The organism is Agrobacterium sp. CNPSo 2736 (genome assembly GCF_004005385.1).
GTDB classification, from domain to species: domain Bacteria; phylum Pseudomonadota; class Alphaproteobacteria; order Rhizobiales; family Rhizobiaceae; genus Agrobacterium; species Agrobacterium leguminum.
Genome location: NZ_RZTX01000004.1, coordinates 167,817 through 186,776 on the forward strand (window position 1 = coordinate 167,817; position 18,960 = coordinate 186,776).

Annotated in this window: 7 protein-coding genes; 4 read left to right on the forward strand and 3 right to left on the reverse strand. The window is 59.8% G+C overall.

Annotation, left to right across the window (positions count from 1 at the left end):
* Position 1: 1 nt before the first annotated feature.
* A complete protein-coding gene (locus EM858_RS09195; protein ID WP_127756508.1) occupies positions 2–1,105 on the reverse strand; it encodes an NAD(P)/FAD-dependent oxidoreductase in 1,104 nt (367 codons plus the stop codon).
* Between the two features lie 229 nt (positions 1,106–1,334).
* Here EM858_RS09195 and EM858_RS09200 point away from each other — a divergent pair, with 229 nt between their 5' ends.
* Positions 1,335–1,478, forward strand: coding sequence for a hypothetical protein (locus tag EM858_RS09200; RefSeq protein WP_003505150.1), 144 nt, complete (start codon positions 1,335–1,337; stop codon positions 1,476–1,478).
* 76 nt (positions 1,479–1,554) lie between these two features.
* On the opposite strand, the gene EM858_RS09205 is transcribed toward EM858_RS09200, so the two are convergent.
* Positions 1,555–2,733: a M20 aminoacylase family protein gene (locus tag EM858_RS09205; RefSeq protein WP_164865379.1), complete on the reverse strand. Its 1,179-nt coding sequence runs from the start codon at positions 2,731–2,733 to the stop codon at positions 1,555–1,557.
* Positions 2,734–3,307: 574 nt separating this feature from the next.
* Between EM858_RS09205 and EM858_RS09210 the strand changes: the two genes are divergently transcribed.
* On the forward strand, positions 3,308–11,803 hold the full coding sequence (locus EM858_RS09210; protein ID WP_127756509.1) for a glucoamylase family protein: 8,496 nt from the start codon (positions 3,308–3,310) through the stop codon (positions 11,801–11,803).
* Positions 11,804–12,430: 627 nt separating this feature from the next.
* Here the strand turns inward: EM858_RS09210 and EM858_RS09220 are convergent.
* Positions 12,431–14,197, reverse strand: coding sequence for a glucan ABC transporter ATP-binding protein/ permease (locus EM858_RS09220; RefSeq protein ID WP_080815558.1), 1,767 nt, complete (start codon positions 14,195–14,197; stop codon positions 12,431–12,433).
* Positions 14,198–14,536: 339 nt separating this feature from the next.
* Here EM858_RS09220 and EM858_RS09225 point away from each other — a divergent pair, with 339 nt between their 5' ends.
* Together EM858_RS09225 and pyc are read left to right on the forward strand one after the other, a co-directional pair.
* The gene (locus EM858_RS09225) at positions 14,537–15,274 is read left to right on the forward strand and encodes a LuxR family transcriptional regulator (RefSeq protein WP_080815561.1); all 738 of its coding nucleotides are present in this window, start codon (positions 14,537–14,539) and stop codon (positions 15,272–15,274) included.
* Between the two features lie 106 nt (positions 15,275–15,380).
* A complete protein-coding gene (gene pyc / locus EM858_RS09230) occupies positions 15,381–18,842 on the forward strand; it encodes a pyruvate carboxylase (RefSeq protein WP_127756510.1) in 3,462 nt (1,153 codons plus the stop codon).
* Positions 18,843–18,960 lie beyond the last annotated feature (118 nt).

Below are 18,960 nucleotides of genomic sequence, written 5' to 3' on the forward strand. Positions count from 1 at the left end.
GTCAGGCCTCGAGCCGTGCCGCGACCTCATCGGCAATCGCCAGCGAGGCGGTGAGGCCGGGGCTTTCTATGCCGAAAAGATTGACGAGGCCGGCAACGCCGTGTGTTTCCGGCCCATCGATGCGGAAGTCCATGGCCGGTTCGTCCGGGCCGGAAATCTTCGGCCGGATACCGGAATAAGCCGGGATCAGCGCGTTATCGGGAAGGCCCGGCCAATAGCGCCGTATCGCATCGCCAAAACCCGCTATGCGTCGGGGATCGACCGCGTAGTCTATGGTGTCCACCCACTCCACATCCGGCCCGAAACGGGCCTGGCCGGCGAGATCGAGGGTGAGATGCACCCCGAGGCCATGGGTGTGCGGCGCGGGGTAGATCAGCCGTGAAAAGGGCGACTTGCCGGCCAGCGAAAAATAACTGCCCTTGGCGAAACGCGCCTGCGGGATCCCATCCTCCGGCAATCCTTCGATCTTTCTCGCCACCATGGGTGCTACAAGCCCGGCGGAATTGACGAGCAGCCGGCATGTCAGGCTGATGGGCTCCGCTCCGCCGACATGAACGCGGAAACCATTGCCCATCGCCTCCGCCTTTTCGAAGGGTGCGTTCAGGGCAAGGGCCGCGCCATGATCCTGCGCGTCTCCAAGCAGCGCCAGCATATAGCCGTGGCTATCGATGATACCGGTCGAGGGCGATATCAGGGCTGCGACGCAGGCGAGCGCGGGTTCGAGCAGGAGCGCCTGTCGCGCATCGATCAGCTCAAGGTCGTTGCAACCGTTAGCTTTGCCTTTTTCGCGCAGGGTGGCGAGCATGGCCACCTCTTCATCGCTCGTGGCGACGATGAGCTTGCCGCAGCGGCGATGTGAAACGCCGTGGCTTTGGCAGAAAGCATAGAGCCGCTCCTTGCCCTCCACGCAAAGTCGGGCCTTGAGGCTTCCGGCCGGATAATAGAGACCGGCGTGGATGACTTCACTGCTGCGGGAGGAGGTGGCAGAGCCGAATTCCTTCCCGCTTTCGAGGATGATGACGGAGAGACCACGCATCGCCAGTTCACGCGCTGTCGCGAGCCCTATCACCCCGGCTCCGATGATGATGGCGTCGATATCCGTCATGGTCTTTTCCGTGCCCGCCACCGGTTTTGAACGGAAATGCCCTCCACCGCGTTGATCCTGCGCAATGGGTAGATTGATGCTTGCCGGTGGGCAAGTCGCAATCGGTATTTTTCCCGATGCGCCAATCTTATGGAATTTTATCTCTACTGAAACAGTGGGGAATAAAGCTATTCTATAAGTGAAATAAGCAATGCCCACTTTGAAGGGCCGAGCAGGAAGGGAGTGTACAATGTCTTATTCCAAGGCAGGAAAAGTAAAAGACTTTGTCTCGCAGCCCCAGTCGCCGCGCAACTGGAAAGATTCGGTTCATGCGGCTCTTGTCGGCGTCTGCGTGGCTTTTGTCGCCGCCGTCATCTTCGGTCTCGTTCCCTGATCCTCCCGATTTTCTCATCAGGTAATTTGAGAACAAAAGGCCGGTCGCTCCTCCGATCGGCCTTTTTCATGCCCATTCACGCCTTCAGGTAATCTTCCGCCAGATCGACCCAGAATGCGGTTCCGATTGGCAGGATATCGTCGTTGAAATCGAATTTCGGATGGTGCAGCGGCGGGTCGTTATCGGTGCGCGCGGTGCCGAGGAAGAAATAACAGCCGGGCCGTTTCTCCAGCATATAGGCGAAGTCTTCCGCACCCATCGATGGGCGCTGCATCTCGGCCACCTTTTCAGGTCCGGCAAAACGCCGGGCGAGATTGGCGACATAATCCGTTTCCGCCTTGTGGTTGACGGTTGCATTGTAACCGCGCTCGTAATCGATGGTGACGCTCATGCCGTAGCTGGCCGCCTGGCCTTCGGCTATTGCCCGGATGCGCTTTTCCAGCTCGTCGCGCACGCCCGGATCGAAGGAGCGGATGGTCAGCAGCATTTCCGCCGTTTCGGGAATGACGTTGCTGGCAGCACCGGCATGGAACGCGCCAACCGTGACGACCGCCGACAATTGCGGATGGATGTTGCGGGACACCACGGTTTGCAGCGCCATGATGATGCTTGCGCCGGCAACGATGGGGTCGGCCGCATCCTGCGGTTCGGCACCGTGGCCGCCATATCCGTTGACCGTGATCTTGCACTCGTCGACGGCGGCAAGGATCGGCCCGTCGCGCAGCACGAATTGCCCGAAGGGCACGCCGGGATCGTTATGCAGGGCAAAAACCGCATCGCAGGGAAAACGTTCGAACAGCCCGTCCTCGATCATGATGCGGGCGCCGCCGAAATTCTCTTCCGCCGGCTGGAAGATAAGATGCAGGGTTCCGTCGAAATTTTTGCGCCCCGCAATGATCTTCGCCGCGCCGAGCAGCATGGCGGTGTGGCCGTCATGGCCGCAGGCATGCATCACGCCCTGATTGGCGCTCGCATAATCCGCTCCGGTTTCTTCATGGATCGGCAGGGCGTCGATATCGGCGCGGATGCCGAGTGTGCGGGTGCTGTCGCCATTGCGGAGCGTGGCGACGACACCGGTTCCGGCCAGCCCCCGCGTAACCTCATAGCCCATTGCCGCCAACTGTTCGGCGATAAAATCCGACGTCTTGAACTCCGAAAGGCCGATTTCGGGGTTGCGGTGCAGGTGGCGGCGAATGGCCACCACATCCGGCATATGGTTGGCAAAGGATGCGAGATTTGCGGTCTGTCTGGTCATTTTTAAAGTCCCGGGTTCGGCCGTTTTTTCCGGCGTCTTTTGTAAATGACATAGCAGCATATGCAGCCATGCGTAAGGGGCGTGCCTGCCCGGAAATGCCCCGAAATTCAGCGCTTGCATCGTGCCGCGACAGGTGGCATGGAACTATTGACGTCCTGGGGCATTAGCTTCTTTCGGATGTAGCGCGGGCTTCTCGGTTCGTGTTGCCCTTCAGGTTGTCAACGGGGGATTATCGGACGTTGCGCGAACAATTTTCGCCATCGGGGAGGGTGCGTAATCCGGTCGGAACGGCATTGCCGGGCCGAACGACGCCATTTTCTTCCCCTCATCGGAAAAGCCCTGTCCGCGCCGATCTCCAGCTTCGCAGATATTGCGGAATAATGACGCTGCAGCATGACGCGCCTGCGAATATTCCGCACTTGACGATCCGTTCCGCACAGCGTCCGGTCCGGTTCACCGAAGGTTCAGGATAAGTCATAAATATAGCGTGGCCCGATTTTCGTGTGTGTTCCCGCCACGGACGAAATGCCGGTCAAGTCGAACAAGTTTCCATAAAGTTCAGAATACGAGCCCGATGTCATTTCATATTACCCCGACCGCCGCCGCCCGTGATTCCGAGACGAAGCAGATCGATCATAACGATTCGATCCGCGCGTCCTATATGACGGTGGAGGAACTGCATGATGCGGGCGCCGCGCTTTCCCGCGATGGCGCCGACAGCCTTCCCGGCTTCATGGAGTTCGATTTCTTCGAGCGTCATCGTGAGAACGAGAAGGAAATCCTCAGGGTCTATCGCACCACGGCCGTCGATGCGGAAAATGGCGCGACGATAACGCCGGCGGCGGAATGGCTGCTCGACAACCACTACGTCATCGAAGAGGCGATCCAGGAAGTCCGCCGCGATTTTCCGCGCAAGTTCTATCGCCAGCTGCCGACGATGACGGTGGGCGGCGTGACGATCCCGCGGGTCATGGCGCTCGGCTGGCTTTATGTCGCCCATACCCACAGCACGGTTTCGCGCGAGAATATGACGGCGCTGGTGGATGGCTACCAGACGTCGAAGACGCTGCAGATCGGCGAATTGTGGGCTTTGCCGTCGATTATCCGTTTTGTCCTCATCGAAAATCTCCGCCGTATCTCCATCCGTGTGGAGCGCTCGCGCCGCATGCGCCAGAAGGCAAATGAGGTCGTCGATGAAATCATCCGTCTGAACGATGCGGAAGCCTCGGCAGCGCTTCTCAAGCAGGTCGATTCGCTGGTCGACGACCCGACTTTTGCGACGCAGTTCCTTTATCGTCTGAGGAACGGTTCGCAGACCTCCGGTTTTGCCGTTGCCTGGCTCGAAGAGCGTCTTCACGCTGCCGGCACCGATGCCGAAAACGTCATGATGTCGGAGCATAACCGCCTGGCATCCGGCAATGTGACGATGGGCAACATCGTCAAGAGCCTGCGCGAGATCGACGATACTGAATGGTCGGTGTGGTTCGAAGAAGTCAGCCATATCGACAAGGTTCTGCGTGAGGAGACCGATTACGAGGTTCTCGATTTCGGTTCGCGCAACACCTATCGCAACACGATCGAGCTTCTGGCTCGCCGTTCTCCCAAGACCGAAGTCGAGGTTGCGCGCGCCGCTGTCGAAATGGCACGCTCCGATATGCCTGCCGGTGCGGATGAAAATCATCGCGTCAATGTCGGCTCCGTGCTTGTCGGCCAGCGACGGTTCGAGCTTGAAAAGGCTTTGGGGTACCGGCCGCTGGTGTCGCAGCATATCGTCCGCTCGATGCGCAAGTTCAACTGGCTGGCAATCGCCGCGCCGGTGCTTCTGATCACCGCGATTGCCATGCTGGCGGTCGGCTGGTTCCTCGCGGAAGCGGGCATGCCCTGGTATGTCGTGACCGCCTTCCTGCTGATGTTCGCATTGCCAGCCTCGGAAGGGGCGACGGGTCTCTTCAACACGCTCGTCACCTTCTTCGTGAAGCCGTTCCGGCTGGTCGGATACGAATTCAAGAACGGCATTCCACAGGATGCCCGCACGCTGGTTGCCGTGCCCTGCATGCTGACCAGCCGCGACAGCGTTGACGAAATGATGCGCAATATCGAGGTGCATTATCTCGCCAATCCGCATGGCGAGATTTATTTCTCGCTCGTCAGCGACTGGCGCGATGCGCAATATGAGCAATCCGATGAGGATATTGAAATCCTCGATTATGCCAAGCGCGAGCTTGCGGCGCTGAACAGCCGTTATGCCTTTGATGGCAAGACGCGCTTTTACCTGCTGCACCGCCGCCGCATCTACAATTCGGCCGAAGGCTGCTGGATGGGCTGGGAGCGCAAGCGCGGCAAGCTGCATGAGCTGAACATGCTGCTGCGCGGCGACAAGGATACGACATTCCTCGGCGGTGCGAACGTTGTACCGGAGGGCGTGAAATACGTCATGACGCTGGATGCCGATACGCGCCTGATGCGCGATGCGGTGACCAAGCTCGTGGGCAAGATGCACCACCCGATCAATCGCCCGGTGATCGATCCGGTATCCGGACGGGTTGTCGAAGGCTACGGTCTGCTGCAGCCGCGCGTAACGCCTTCGCTGACGACCGGCAAGGATGCCTCTGTCTTCCAGCGGGTCTTCTCGATCAATCGCGGTATCGATCCTTACGTCTTTACCGTTTCCGACGTCTATCAGGACCTGACCTCGGAAGGCACCTTCACCGGCAAGGGTCTTTACGATGTGGATGCCTTCGAGGCGGCGCTGAAGGGCCGTATCGAGGAAAACTCCATTCTCAGCCACGATCTGCTCGAAGGCTCCTTTGCGCGTTGCGCGCTGGTGACCGATGTGGAGCTGGTCGAGGATTTCCCGACCCGATACGAGGTGGAAGTGTCGCGCCAGCATCGCTGGGCGCGTGGCGACTGGCAGCTGCTTCCCTTCATCCTTGACCGTGCCCGTGGCGTTACAGCCATCGGCCGCTGGAAGATGGTCGACAATCTGCGCCGCTCGCTCACACCGATCGCCTGGTTCTTCGCCTCGATCCTCGGCTGGTATTTCATGGATCCGCTCGGTGCGCTGATCTGGCAGATCCTGCTGATCTTCTCGCTGTTCGTCGCGCCCACGCTTTCCCTGCTGTCCGGTCTCGTGCCGCGCTCCACCGATATCGTGCCGCAGGCGCATTTCCATACCATCTGGTCGGAAATCCGCGCCACCAATGCGCAGGTTGCGCTGCGTATCGTCTTCATCGCCGATGCCGCCTGCATGATGACGGATGCGATTGCCCGTTCGCTTTACCGTCTGCTCGTCAGCCACAAGCTGATGCTGGAATGGCGTACCGCCGCCAGCATGCAATCGAGCGCGCAGGGCAGCATCGTCGATTATTACCGCCAGATGTGGCATGCGCCCGTGGTGGCGATGCTCGGCCTGCTGTTTGCGGCGCTGCCGGGCGATAACGCCTTCCTGATCGGCATTCCCTTCACGCTGCTCTGGGTTCTGTCTCCCGCCGTTGCCTGGTATGTCAGTCAGTCGGCTGAAACCGAAGACCGGCTGTTCGTTTCGGAGCACGTCTCCTTCGAGCTTCGCAAGATCGCGCGCCGCACCTGGCGTTATTACGAGGCCTTTGTGACGCCGCAGGAGAACCACCTGCCGCCTGATAACTTCCAGGAGACGCCGGAGCCGATCGTCGCTTCGCGTACCTCGCCCACCAATATCGGCGTCTATCTGCTTTCCATTATTTCGGCGCGCCAGTTCGGCTGGATCAGCTTTGCCGATACGCTGGAGCGGATCGAGAATACGATCCAGACCGTCGAGAAGATGGAGAAACATCGCGGCCATCTCTACAACTGGTATCACACTGACACCTTGCAGACGCTTGGACCCCGCTATGTTTCGGCCGTGGACAGCGGCAATCTCGCCGGTCACCTGATTGCGGTTTCGTCCGCCTGCCGCGATTGGGCGGAAGCCCCTTCCGCCCATCTTCAGGGCAATCTCGACGGTATCGGCGACGTTGCCGGTATCCTGCGCGAAACGCTGAAAGCGCTGCCCGACAACCGCAAGAACCTGCGCCCGCTGCATCGCCGTCTTGAAGAGCGTATCATCGGCTTCTCGAACGCGCTCGCCTCCGTCAAGCGCGAGCATGAATTTGCGTCGATCCGCGTCATCAATCTGGCGGTGCTCGCGCGCGACATCCAGAAACTTGCCACCAATGTTGATCATGAGGTGAAGTCGGCGCAGAGCGCGGAAGTGACGCGCTGGGCGCAATTGCTGGTGGAATGCTGCGAGTCGCATATTTCCGACAGCGCCATCGACCTCACCAATATGGAGCCGCTGCGCCAGCGCCTTGCCTCGCTGCGCGACCGCAGCCGCAACCTTGCCTTCTCGATGGACTTCACGTTCCTCTACCGCAAGGATCGCCGTCTTCTGTCGATCGGCTATCGTGTCGAAAGCAAGGAGCTGGATGAGGCCTGCTACGACCTTCTGGCTTCCGAATGCCGTCTGACCAGCCTGTTTGCCATCGCCAAGGGCGATCTGCCGACCGAACACTGGTATCGTCTCGGCCGTCAGGTCGTGCCGATCGGTGCGCAGGGTGCCTTGGTCTCCTGGTCGGGTTCGATGTTCGAATATCTGATGCCGCCGCTCGTCATGCAGGAGCGTCAGGGTGGCATCCTCAACCAGACCAACAATCTGATCGTCAAGGAACAGATGAATCATGGCCGTCGTCTCGGCACGCCATGGGGCATTTCCGAAGCGGCGTTCAACGCCCGCGATCACAACATGAATTACCAGTACACCAACTTCGGTGTGCCGACCCTTGGCCTCAAGCGCGGCCTTGGCCAGAATGCGGTGATCGCGCCCTACGCGTCGATCCTCGCCAGCCAGTATGATCCTGATGGCGCGCTTGAGAACCTCGACAAGCTGCGCAAGCTTGGGGCGCTTGGCCAGTACGGCTTCCACGATGCGGTGGATTTCACGCCGACACGTGTGCCTGACGGCAAGGTCTGCGCGGTGGTCTATAACTATTATGCCCACCACCATGGCATGTCGATTGCGGCTGTCGCCAACGTCGCCTTTGATGGCGTGCTGCGCGAACTGTTCCACTCCGATCCGGTGATCGAGGCGGCTGAGCTGCTGCTGCAGGAAAAGGCACCACGCGAAGTTCCGGTCATGAGCGCCAAATACGAGCCGGAAACACCCGGCAAGGAACAGGCAGACCTGTTGCGTGCGGAAGTCCGCTCCATCGCCGATCCGGCTGTGCGTGACCGCGAAGTGGTGTTCTTGTCGAATGGCCACTACTCGACCATGCTCACCTCCACGGGTGCAGGTTATTCGAAGTGGAACGGCCAGGCGATTTCCCGCTGGAAGGCCGATCCGACAGAGGATCGCTGGGGCACCTTCATCTTCCTGCGCGACACCACCAATGGACAATGGTGGAGTGCGACGGCGGAGCCGCGCGTCATTGAAGGCGAAAAAACCAAGACGATCTTCACCGACGACAAGGCTGAATTCCACAAGACAACAGGCGATCTACAGAGCGTGGTCGAATGCATCGTCGCCACCGAGCATGATGCCGAAGGCCGCCGTATCACGCTGCTGAACGTCGGTTCCGAGGATCGCTATATTGAAGTGACCTCCTATATGGAGCCGGTCATCGCGTCTGAAGATGACGATAACGCCCATCCGCTGTTCTCGCGCATGTTCGTGCAGACGGAGATTGGTCGACGCGGCGATGTCATCCGTGCCTGGCGCAACCGTCGCAGCCCGAATGAGCCGGGTACAGTCATCGCGCATCTGGCCGCCGACAATGCCGGCCCGTCGCGCCCGACGGAATTCGAGACGGATCGCGCCAAGTTCATCGGTCGCGGTCGGTCGCTGCGCGAAGCCGCTGCCTTTGATATGGGTGCGACGCTTTCCAGCACGGATGGTTTCACACTCGATCCTATCCTGTCGCTGCGACGCACGGTGCGCGTGCCGGCGGGCAAGAAGGTGAGCGTGATCTTCTGGACGATTGCCGCGCCGAGCCGCGAGGAAGTCGATAAGGCAATCGACCGTTATCGTCATCCGGACGCCTTCGCGCATGAACTGGTGCATGCCTGGACGCGCACGCAGGTGCAGATGCGCCATGTGGGCGTCACCTCGCAGCAGGCGGCCGCCTTCCAGCATCTCGGCCGTTATCTGACCTATCCGGACATGCATCTGCGTGCGGATTCTGAAACGCTGAAAACGGGCCTTGCCTCGCAGCGCGCCTTGTGGCCGCTTGCGATTTCGGGTGATTTCCCGATCTTCAGCCTGCGCATCAACGACGATATGGACATGGATATCGCCCGTGAGGCGCTGAGCGCCCATGAATATCTGCGTTCACGCGGTGTGATCTTCGATCTCGTCATCGTCAACGAACGGGCCGCGTCCTATGCGCAGGACATGCAGCATGCGCTCGATCATATTTCCGAGGCGCAGCGCCGCATCAATCCTGCCGATGGCGGTCGTCCGCACGTCTTCTCGGTGCGCCGCGACCTGATGGATGAAGAGACCTGGAGCGCGCTTCTGGCCGCCTCCCGCGTTGTCCTCCATGTGCGTAACGGCAAGATCGTCGATCAGATCAACCGCGCGGTATCGCTGTTTGCGGCCCATCGCGGCCCCGACGGCACGAGCGACGCTGCACAGGCCCGTCTGCCTGTTCTGGTCTTCCCTGTTGCGGAGCCGGTGGAGGATGCAGGCGATCTCGATTTCTGGAACGGTTTCGGCGGTTTTGCCAGAAGCGGTCAGGAGTATGTCGTGCGCCTCAATGGCGGGCAGTCCACGCCGCATCCATGGATCAACGTCATCTCGAACGAGAATTTCGGCTTCCATATTTCGGCCGAAGGCGCCGGTTTCAGCTGGAGCCGCAATTCGCGCGACTATCAGCTGACGCCGTGGAGCAACGATCCGGTCATCAACCGGCCGGGTGAGGCTTTCTATGTCGCCGATGTGGAGACAGGAAAGCTCTATACGCCGTGTGCCGCGCTGTCGCGTGATCCCGAAGCCATGTTTGAAACCCGTCATGGCCTCGGATATTCCGTGCTGACCGGTGTAGCGGATACGCTCGAAGTCGAGCTGACGCAGACCGTTGATCGCGAAAAACCGGTCAAGTTCTCGCAGGTCATCGTTCGCAACAAGGGTTCGAAAAGCCGCCGCCTGAAGGTCTATGCCTATGTGGAATGGGTGCTCGGCAATAACGGCCAGAAATCCGCGCCGTTCATTCTGAGCAGGCACGATGCCGGTAACAATGCGATCTTCGCGTCGAACCCCTATAGCATCGACTATAGCGCCCGCACCGCTTTCCTGACGCTCGACAGCGAGGCGAGCGGGTTTACCACCAGCCGCCGGGAATTCATCGGCCGCTTCGGTTCGGCACAGGCGCCGCAGGGCATCGTGTCCGGCGCTGCACTCAGCGGCAGCACGGAGGTCGACGGCGATCCCTGTGCTGCGCTGATGCAGGAAATCCACCTGAAGCCCGGCGAAGAACGGCACATGACCTTCATTCTCGGCGATGCCGACAATGCGGAAGAGGCCGAAGCGCTGGTAAAGGACGTTCGCAAGGCGGACTTCCAGACGGTGCTGGATGAGAGCAAGGCGTTCTGGACGGGCTTTACCGGCCAGTTGCAGGTTTCCACGCCCGATTCCGGCTTCAACCACATGGTCAACAACTGGCTGCCCTATCAGGCGCTGGCGTGCCGCATTCTGGCGCGTACCGCCTTTTACCAGTCGAGCGGCGCCTTCGGTTTCCGCGACCAGCTTCAGGATACGCTGGCCTTCCTGCTCTATCAGCCGGATCTCGCCCGCAAGCAGATTCTGCGCGCGGCCGGTCGCCAGTTCCCGGAAGGCGATGTGCAGCACTGGTGGCTGCCGCTGACGGGCGCCGGTGTTCGCACCACCATTTCGGACGATGTGGTCTGGCTCGCTTATGCGATCAACCAATATGTATCGGCCACGGGTGATGCCGCCATACTCGATGAAAGCATCCCCTTCCTGAAGGGCGCGGCATTGATGCCCGGCCAGCATGACGCCTTCTTCCAGCCGGAAACCAGCGACAGATCCGCCACGCTTTATGAGCATGCGGCGCTGGCGCTCGATCTTGCCATTCATCGCACTGGCGAAAATGGTCTGCCGCTGATCCTCGGCGGCGACTGGAACGACGGCATGAACCGTGTCGGCGTGGGCGGCAAGGGCACCAGCGTCTGGCTCGGCTGGTTCCTGTCCGGAGCGTTGCGCGATTTCATCGAGATTGCGGAAAAGCGTGGCGATACCGAGCGCGTCGGCAAATGGGCGGCGCACCGGGAAAGGCTGCGCAATGCGCTGGAAACAGCGGGTTGGGATGGCAGCTATTACCGGCGTGGTTATTTCGATGACGGCACGCCGCTCGGTTCCGCCGAAAGCGAGGAGTGCCGGATCGATTCGCTCGGCCAGAGCTGGAGCGTTCTCTCCGGCGAAGGCGAAGAGGCTCGGTCGCGGCAGGCAATGGATGCCGTCATGGAGCATCTGGTCGATGAAAAGACCGGTATCATCCGGCTGTTCACGCCGCCCTTCTCGCGTGCGCCGTATGATCCGGGTTACATCAAGGGATATCCGCCGGGTGTGCGCGAAAACGGCGGACAATATACCCATGCTGCAACCTGGGTGGTTCTTGCTTTTGCGAAGCAGGGTAGGGCACAGGAGGCATGGAACTGCTTCAAGCTGCTCAACCCCGTCAATCATGCGCTCGATGCGGCAGCATCGGAAACCTATCGGGTCGAACCCTATGTGGTGACTGCGGATGTCTACGGTGAAGGCGCTTATGCGGGCCGTGGCGGCTGGAGCTGGTACACGGGTTCCGCCGGCTGGCTCTACCGCGCCGCCGTCGAGGGTATTCTCGGCATCACCCGCACCGACGGCAAGCTGCATATTTCGCCGTCGCTGCCGGAGGACTGGAGCGGCTTCTCGGTGAAGATCACGCTCGACGGCAAGGCCAGGGATATCGTCGTAAGCCGCAAGGCCGATACGGCGGAAGTCTCCGTTTCCGTCGATGGCAAGGCCCTGTCGGCAGATGACCGGGTGATCCCCTTCGACTGAGACGATCAGGTCTCCGTTCGCCTTTAAAATCAGGCTCCCGTGGTAACGCGGGGGCCTGAATCTTTATTGGACTACCCTGGCCTCCGCTCAGTCTATGGGTCGGATCATCTACGGAGCCCGGGCCTTCTTCGCAACATCGGCTGGAAGGTCCTGCAGCACCGAGATAGGATCATATTGGCGAAGGCTTTGATGGCGCGGTGCCGGATCGTCGGTGCGGACTGTCTCGTCAATCTCTTTTCGAGAAAAGCAGCAGTCGCGAATAGTCGGTCGATCGGAGGGGAGTTATCTTGCAATTCAGCGCATCTTTCACAGAGCTTGCACTGTTGGCGTTGCTCGCCATTCTTTCCCTGGCGTTGTCCTGCTGATTGGCGCGCTACCCCCGGAAAACGAGTGTCGGAATAATGCTTGGCGTATTGCTTGGAGTTTTCCTGACCAATCTCGCAGCAGGTATTGTCGCCTTTCTGGGAAATCTCCTCCCCTTCGGGCAGATCGATTTCTGGCTGGCGAGTTCCTTGACCGGAATTCTCCGATAGGCGACCTGTGATCTGGCGGGCCGTCGGGAAGCGCACAAAGAAAAAGGGCGGACAACATGCTGTCCGCCCTGTCTTCATTCCGTTAGCCAAGCCCTCAGGAGGCAATGGCCTTTGGCCGGGGCTGCTGGTTTTCGTCTTCCGTCAGCAGGCCGCTGGTGCGCAGCAGCGAGGTAAAGCGTCCGCCGCGCTGGCTCAGCTCATCGAAAGTACCCTTTTCGATGATCCGGCCCTGATCAAGGAAGAGGACAAGATCGGCATCGCGGACCGTGGAAAGGCGGTGAGCGATGATGAAGGTCGTACGGTTCTTTCTCAGTGCGTCGACAGCGGCCTTCACCCGGGCTTCCGTTTCCACGTCCAGCGCACTGGTCGCTTCGTCCAGAACCAGAATGGGAGCGTTCTTCAGGATGGCGCGTGCAATGGCGATGCGCTGGCGCTCGCCGCCGGACAGGCGGTTGCCGCGTTCACCCACCTGGGTCAGGTAGCCGTTGATGCGACTATCGATGAAATCCGTCGCCGCTGCGGCTGCCGCTGCTTCCACTACTTCCGCATCGGTGGCCGATTCACGGCCGAGACGGATGTTTTCGCGAATGGAGCGGTTCAGCAGGCCGGCATCCTGAAACACCGTGGCGATGGAGTTGCGGAGCGAATTTTTCGTCACCGTCGAAATATCGGTCCCATCGATCAGGATCTGGCCGGAATCGGGATCGTAAACCCGCTGCAAAAGGTTGATGAGCGTGGTCTTGCCAGCCCCTGTCGGTCCGACGATCGCGACTGTCTCGCCGGCCCTGGCCGTGAACGAAACGTCGTGAACGCCCTGCTTGGTGTTGGCGAAACCGAAATTGATGTTGCGGAACTCCACCGTGCCGGAGACATTCGACAATTCGCGCGCATCGCCCGGTTCTTCCCGTTCCTTGACGGAATCTTCCAGTACGAAGAAGTCCTCGAGCTTGGCGCGGGCTTCGAAAATCTGCGTCACGAATTGGCGCATCTGGTCCAGACGGCCGATCAGGAGATTGGCGAAACCGATGAAGGCGATGACATCGCCAACGCGCAACTCGCCGTTTTTCACCAGCACGGTGCCGATGACGAGGATGATCATCATCGAAACGGTGGAGGCCGTGCGGTTCAGAGCACTGGCGAAGGCCCACCAGTCGAGCACCGGATATTGCGCGCTCAGCAGTTTTTCGGTGAAAGATTTCAGCGCTTTCGTTTCGGCCTCGATGCGGTTGTAGCTGTGCAGCACCGACACGTTGCTGATGGAATCGCTGACATGGGCAAAAACGCTGTGATAGTGTTCTTCAACCGAAGCCTGGCCGTCCTTGGTGCGGCCCATCACCCACTTGCCGATGAACCAGTAGACGATACCGAGGCCGATCAGCACGAAGCTGAGGCGCAGGTCCATGGACATGGCGGTCGGCACAAGCAGCACCAGTGCGACGAAGGTGGCCAGATGCGTGCGCATGAATTCGAGCCACAGGCCGAACAGCGTTTCGCTGGCGCGCAGCAGCGTGTGTAGGGCATTGGATGTGCCGCGCTGATGGTGCCAGGAAAGCGGCATCGAGATGATGCGCCCGAAGGCTTCCGTCAGCAGCGACGCGCGCCGACCATGGGCCAGACGGTCTGCCTCGCGGGCGACGGCCACATAAGCGACGGTGTTGAAGACACCGAAACCCGCCCAAAGAATGAGAATGGGCGTGACATTGGTGCCGGAAGAGATGGCGTCGATGATCCGGCCGAACAGCACCGGTTCGGCGATGGTGATCGCTGCAAGAATGACGTTGGCGATGACGACCACCGTCACCCGCCATTTATGTACGGTCAGATAGCGCAGAGCGCGTGTGTAAACCTGAAACAAGGTCAAATTTTCAATCCAGTCCGAGCGTCTTTTTCGAGCGGTTGTTTGTTCGGCCTCAAGGCAAGTTATTTTAGCAAGGTTGCATGAGACGGCGAAATTTGTGTAATTATCGCTCTTTCTGTCTGAATGGCGGCTTAACAGATTGACCGCGCGTGCGAACCGAAAAAAACCGAACCCGATGTTTCCCGGGGCCTGCCGTCACAAGATTTCGCATCTTCGTTTCAGGGATTGCTAACGACGATATGTTCAATCTCAACCGACCGGCGCCCGAGTAACATGACGTCATCGCGGGACCACGTCCTTCGTGTCATTCCCTTCAAGCCAAGCTCCGGACCACGTGTCTTTATGCATGATATTCTTCACTTCATCTCTGCGTGTTACCAGGCGGGAAGCGCCGACCGCGTCCGTTCCGAATTTGCAACGCTCATTCGCGAATACGGTTTCGAATATTTTCTCGTCAGCAGGCGGATGACCGGGGAGCTCGCCTCCACCGGACACATCCTTGCGCAACATCTGCCCGAAGGCTGGCTGGAGGTCTACAGGGCCAAGAAATACAATCTCGTCGATCCCGTCCGCAAGGTGATCGGCATGGTGCACAAGCCGTTTCAGTGGAAGGAAGCGCTGGAGGGCCTGCCGCGCGCGATGCATCGCAAAAGGGCAAGCGTCTTTTTCCACGATGCCGGCCGGTACGGTCTGCAGGGCGGTTATGCCTTTCCCGTTCACGGCCGTGCGGGCTTCATCGGTGCGGTCTTCATTGGCGGTCAGGATCGGCAATTGCCCTCTTTGCAGGTGGAACTGCTCGATGCGGCCACGCGTGCCGTGTTCTGGCGCCTGCTCGATCTTTCCGGGCAGGCCCACGGCTTCAGCAATGCTCCTGACGTTTCCGCTCTCGAGCTTACGAGGCGCGAAATGGAGGTGCTGACGCTGATGGCGGACGGTATGACTTCCACCGAAATTGGACGCCAACTATCGATCTCCAACCACACGGTCGACTGGTATATCAACGGAATCCAGCGCCGTTTCAGCGCCAAGAACCGGCAGCATACCGTAGCACTTGCTTTTCGTCATGGTTTGCTGAGCTAGCGCAAACAGGACAGTTCTCGCCGGAATTGCCCTTTCCAAGACCGGGTTTTGCTGCTTAATTCCGCAGTGCAGCAGAAATTTTGTTTTGGCGTGTGGGGAGACCGTCTTGAAAATATCGAAAATACTTGTTGCCAACCGATCCGAAATTGCGATCCGCGTTTTCCGGGCAGCGAACGAGCTTGGGATTAAAACCGTTGCAATTTGGGCGGAAGAGGACAAGCTGTCTTTGCACCGCTTCAAGGCGGACGAATCCTATCAGGTCGGCAGGGGGCCGCATCTCGCCAAGGATATGGGGCCGATCGAGAGCTATCTTTCGATCGAGGAGGTCATTCGCGTAGCCAAGCTCTCCGGAGCGGACGCGATCCACCCCGGTTACGGCCTTCTGTCTGAAAGCCCCGAATTCGTGGAGGCCTGCAATAAGGCCGGCATTACCTTTATAGGGCCGACGGCGGATACGATGCGCCAGCTCGGCAACAAGGTGGCTGCGCGCAATCTGGCGATCTCGGTCAACGTCCCCGTTGTTCCCGCTACCGATCCGCTGCCGGACGATATCGCCGAGGTGGAGCGCATGGCCGAGGAAATCGGCTATCCCGTCATGCTGAAAGCCTCCTGGGGCGGCGGCGGGCGTGGCATGCGCGCCATCCGCAGACGAGAAGATCTGGCCCGTGAGGTGACGGAGGCCAAGCGCGAGGCGAAGGCCGCCTTCGGCAAGGATGAGGTCTATCTCGAAAAGCTGGTCGAGCGTGCGCGTCACGTCGAAAGCCAGATTCTCGGCGACACACACGGCAATGTCGTGCATCTGTTCGAGCGTGATTGTTCGATCCAGCGTCGCAATCAAAAGGTGGTCGAGCGTGCGCCCGCGCCCTATCTCACCGAAGCGCAGCGCCAGGAACTGGCTGCCTACTCCCTGAAGATCGCTGCCGCGACCAATTATATCGGCGCCGGCACGGTCGAATATCTGATGGATGCCGATACCGGCAAATTCTACTTCATCGAGGTCAATCCGCGCATCCAGGTGGAACATACCGTCACGGAAGTCGTGACCGGTATCGATATCGTCAAGGCGCAGATCCATATTCTCGAAGGGGCTGCGATCGGCACCGCGGAATCCGGCGTGCCGCGCCAGGAGGATATCCGTCTCAACGGCCACGCGCTGCAGTGCCGTATCACGACGGAAGACCCGGAACATAATTTCATTCCGGACTATGGCCGTATCACCGCCTACCGTTCCGCCTCTGGCTTCGGCATCCGTCTGGATGGCGGCACCTCCTATACCGGCGCCGTCATCACCCGCTATTACGATCCGCTGCTCGTCAAGGTAACGGCCTGGGCGCCGCAACCGGATGAGGCGATCAACCGCATGGACCGCGCGCTGCGCGAATTCCGTATCCGCGGCGTGGCAACGAACCTCACCTTCCTCGAAGCCATCATCGGTCACGACAGCTTCCGCAACAATACCTATACGACCCGCTTCATCGATTCGACGCCGGAACTGTTTGCGCAGGTCAAGCGTCAGGACCGCGCCACCAAGCTTCTGACCTACCTTGCCGACGTGACCGTCAACGGCCACCCGGAAACCAAGGGCCGCGCCAGGCCGTCCGAAAAGGCGGCAAAGCCCGTCGTGCCTTATATCGATGCGCCGACGCCCGATGGCACCAAGCAGTTGCTGGACAAGCTTGGCCCGAAGGGCTTTGCGGACTGGATGCGCAATGAAAAACGTGTTCTGGTTACCGATACGACCATGCGTGACGGGCACCAGTCACTTCTGGCCACCCGCGTTCGCACCCATGATATCGCCCGCGTCGCCAACGTTTACGCCAAGGCGCTGCCGCAGCTTCTCTCGCTGGAATGCTGGGGCGGTGCGACGTTCGACGTTTCCATGCGCTTCCTGACGGAAGACCCATGGGAGCGTCTTGCGCTGATCCGCGAAGGCGCGCCGAACCTGCTGCTGCAGATGCTTCTGCGCGGCGCGAACGGCGTGGGATACAAGAATTATCCGGACAATGTCGTCAAATATTTCGTCCGCCAGGCCGCAAGGGGCGGGGTCGATCTTTTCCGCGTCTTCGACTGCCTGAACTGGGTGGAGAATATGCGTGTCTCGATGGATGCGATTGCCGAGGAGAACAAGCTCTGCGAGGCGACCATCTGCTATACCGGCGATCTGTTGAATTCGGCGCGTCCGAAATATGATCTCAAATATTATACCAACCTTGCCGCCGAGCTTGAAAAGGCCGGAGCTCATATCATCGCCGTCAAGGACATGGCGGGCCTGTTGAAACCGGCGGCCGCCAGGGTTCTGTTCAAGGCGTTGCGTGAGGCGACCGGCCTGCCGATCCACTTCCACACCCACGATACCTCGGGCATTTCCGCCGCGACTGTTCTTGCGGCCGTGGATGCCGGTGTCGACGCCGTCGATGCCGCAATGGATGCCTTCTCCGGCAATACGTCGCAACCATGCCTTGGCTCAATTGTGGAGGCGTTGGCGGGGTCGGAACGCGATACAGGTCTCGATACCGAGTGGATCCGCCGCATTTCCTTCTACTGGGAGGCTGTGCGCAACCAGTATGCCGCCTTCGAGAGCGATCTCAAGGGACCGGCCTCGGAAGTTTATCTGCACGAAATGCCGGGCGGCCAGTTCACCAACCTCAAGGAACAGGCGCGTTCGCTGGGTCTCGAAAGCCGCTGGCACGAGGTGGCGCAGGCCTATGCCGACGCCAACCGGATGTTCGGCGATATCGTCAAGGTGACGCCGTCCTCCAAGGTCGTCGGCGACATGGCGCTGATGATGGTCAGCCAGGATCTGACGGTGGCCGACGTTGAAAACCCCGATCGTGAAGTGTCTTTCCCGGAATCGGTGGTGTCGATGCTGAAGGGCGATCTTGGACAGTCGCCCGGCGGCTGGCCGGCAGCCCTGCAGAAAAAGGCGCTGAAGGGCGAAGCGCCCTATACGGTTCGTCCGGGTTCGCTGCTGGAAGATGCAGATCTTGATGCCGAACGGAAGGTGATCGAGACCAAGCTGGAGCGCAAGGTCGACGATTTCGAGTTCGCGTCCTATCTGATGTATCCGAAGGTTTTCACGGATTTCGCGCTGACAGCCGAGACCTATGGCCCGGTTTCGGTGCTGCCCACCCATGCCTATTTCTACGGCATGGAGGATGGCGAGGAACTGTTTGCCGATATCGAACGCGGCAAAACGCTTGTCATCGTCAATCAAGCCTCGTCCGGCACGGATGACAAGGGCATGGTGACGGTGTTCTTCGAGATCAACGGCCAGCCGCGCCGCATCAAGGTGCCGGATCGTGCCCATGGCGCTTCCGGCTCCGCCGTGCGCCGCAAGGCCGAACCCGGCAATACCGTCCATATCGGCGCGCCGATGCCGGGCGTGATCAGCCGTGTCTTCGTCAATCAGGGCCAGGAGGTCAAGGCCGGCGATGTGCTGCTCTCCATCGAAGCGATGAAGATGGAAACCGCGCTTCACGCCGAACGCGACGGCAAGATCGCAGAAGTTCTGGTGCGCCCCGGCGATCAGATCGATGCGAAGGATCTGTTGATCGCTTACGGGGAATAAAGCCGTATCCGATCATTGATGCAGTGTCAGACGCCCGCCTCTCCTGGCGGGCGTTTTTTGTTGCGCAGCCGTAAAAACTCGAATATGCATGTTCGTGCACGTTTATTCCGGTTTATGC

Coding starts and splice junctions, on each gene's coding strand:
- EM858_RS09210 (WP_127756509.1), top strand. CDS start 3,308: ATGTCATTTCATATTACCCCGACCGCCGCCGCCCGTGATTCCGAGACG.
- EM858_RS09205 (WP_164865379.1), bottom strand. CDS start 2,733: ATGACCAGACAGACCGCAAATCTCGCATCCTTTGCCAACCATATGCCG.
- EM858_RS09195 (WP_127756508.1), bottom strand. CDS start 1,105: ATGACGGATATCGACGCCATCATCATCGGAGCCGGGGTGATAGGGCTC.
- EM858_RS09200 (WP_003505150.1), top strand. CDS start 1,335: ATGTCTTATTCCAAGGCAGGAAAAGTAAAAGACTTTGTCTCGCAGCCC.
- EM858_RS09225 (WP_080815561.1), top strand. CDS start 14,537: ATGCATGATATTCTTCACTTCATCTCTGCGTGTTACCAGGCGGGAAGC.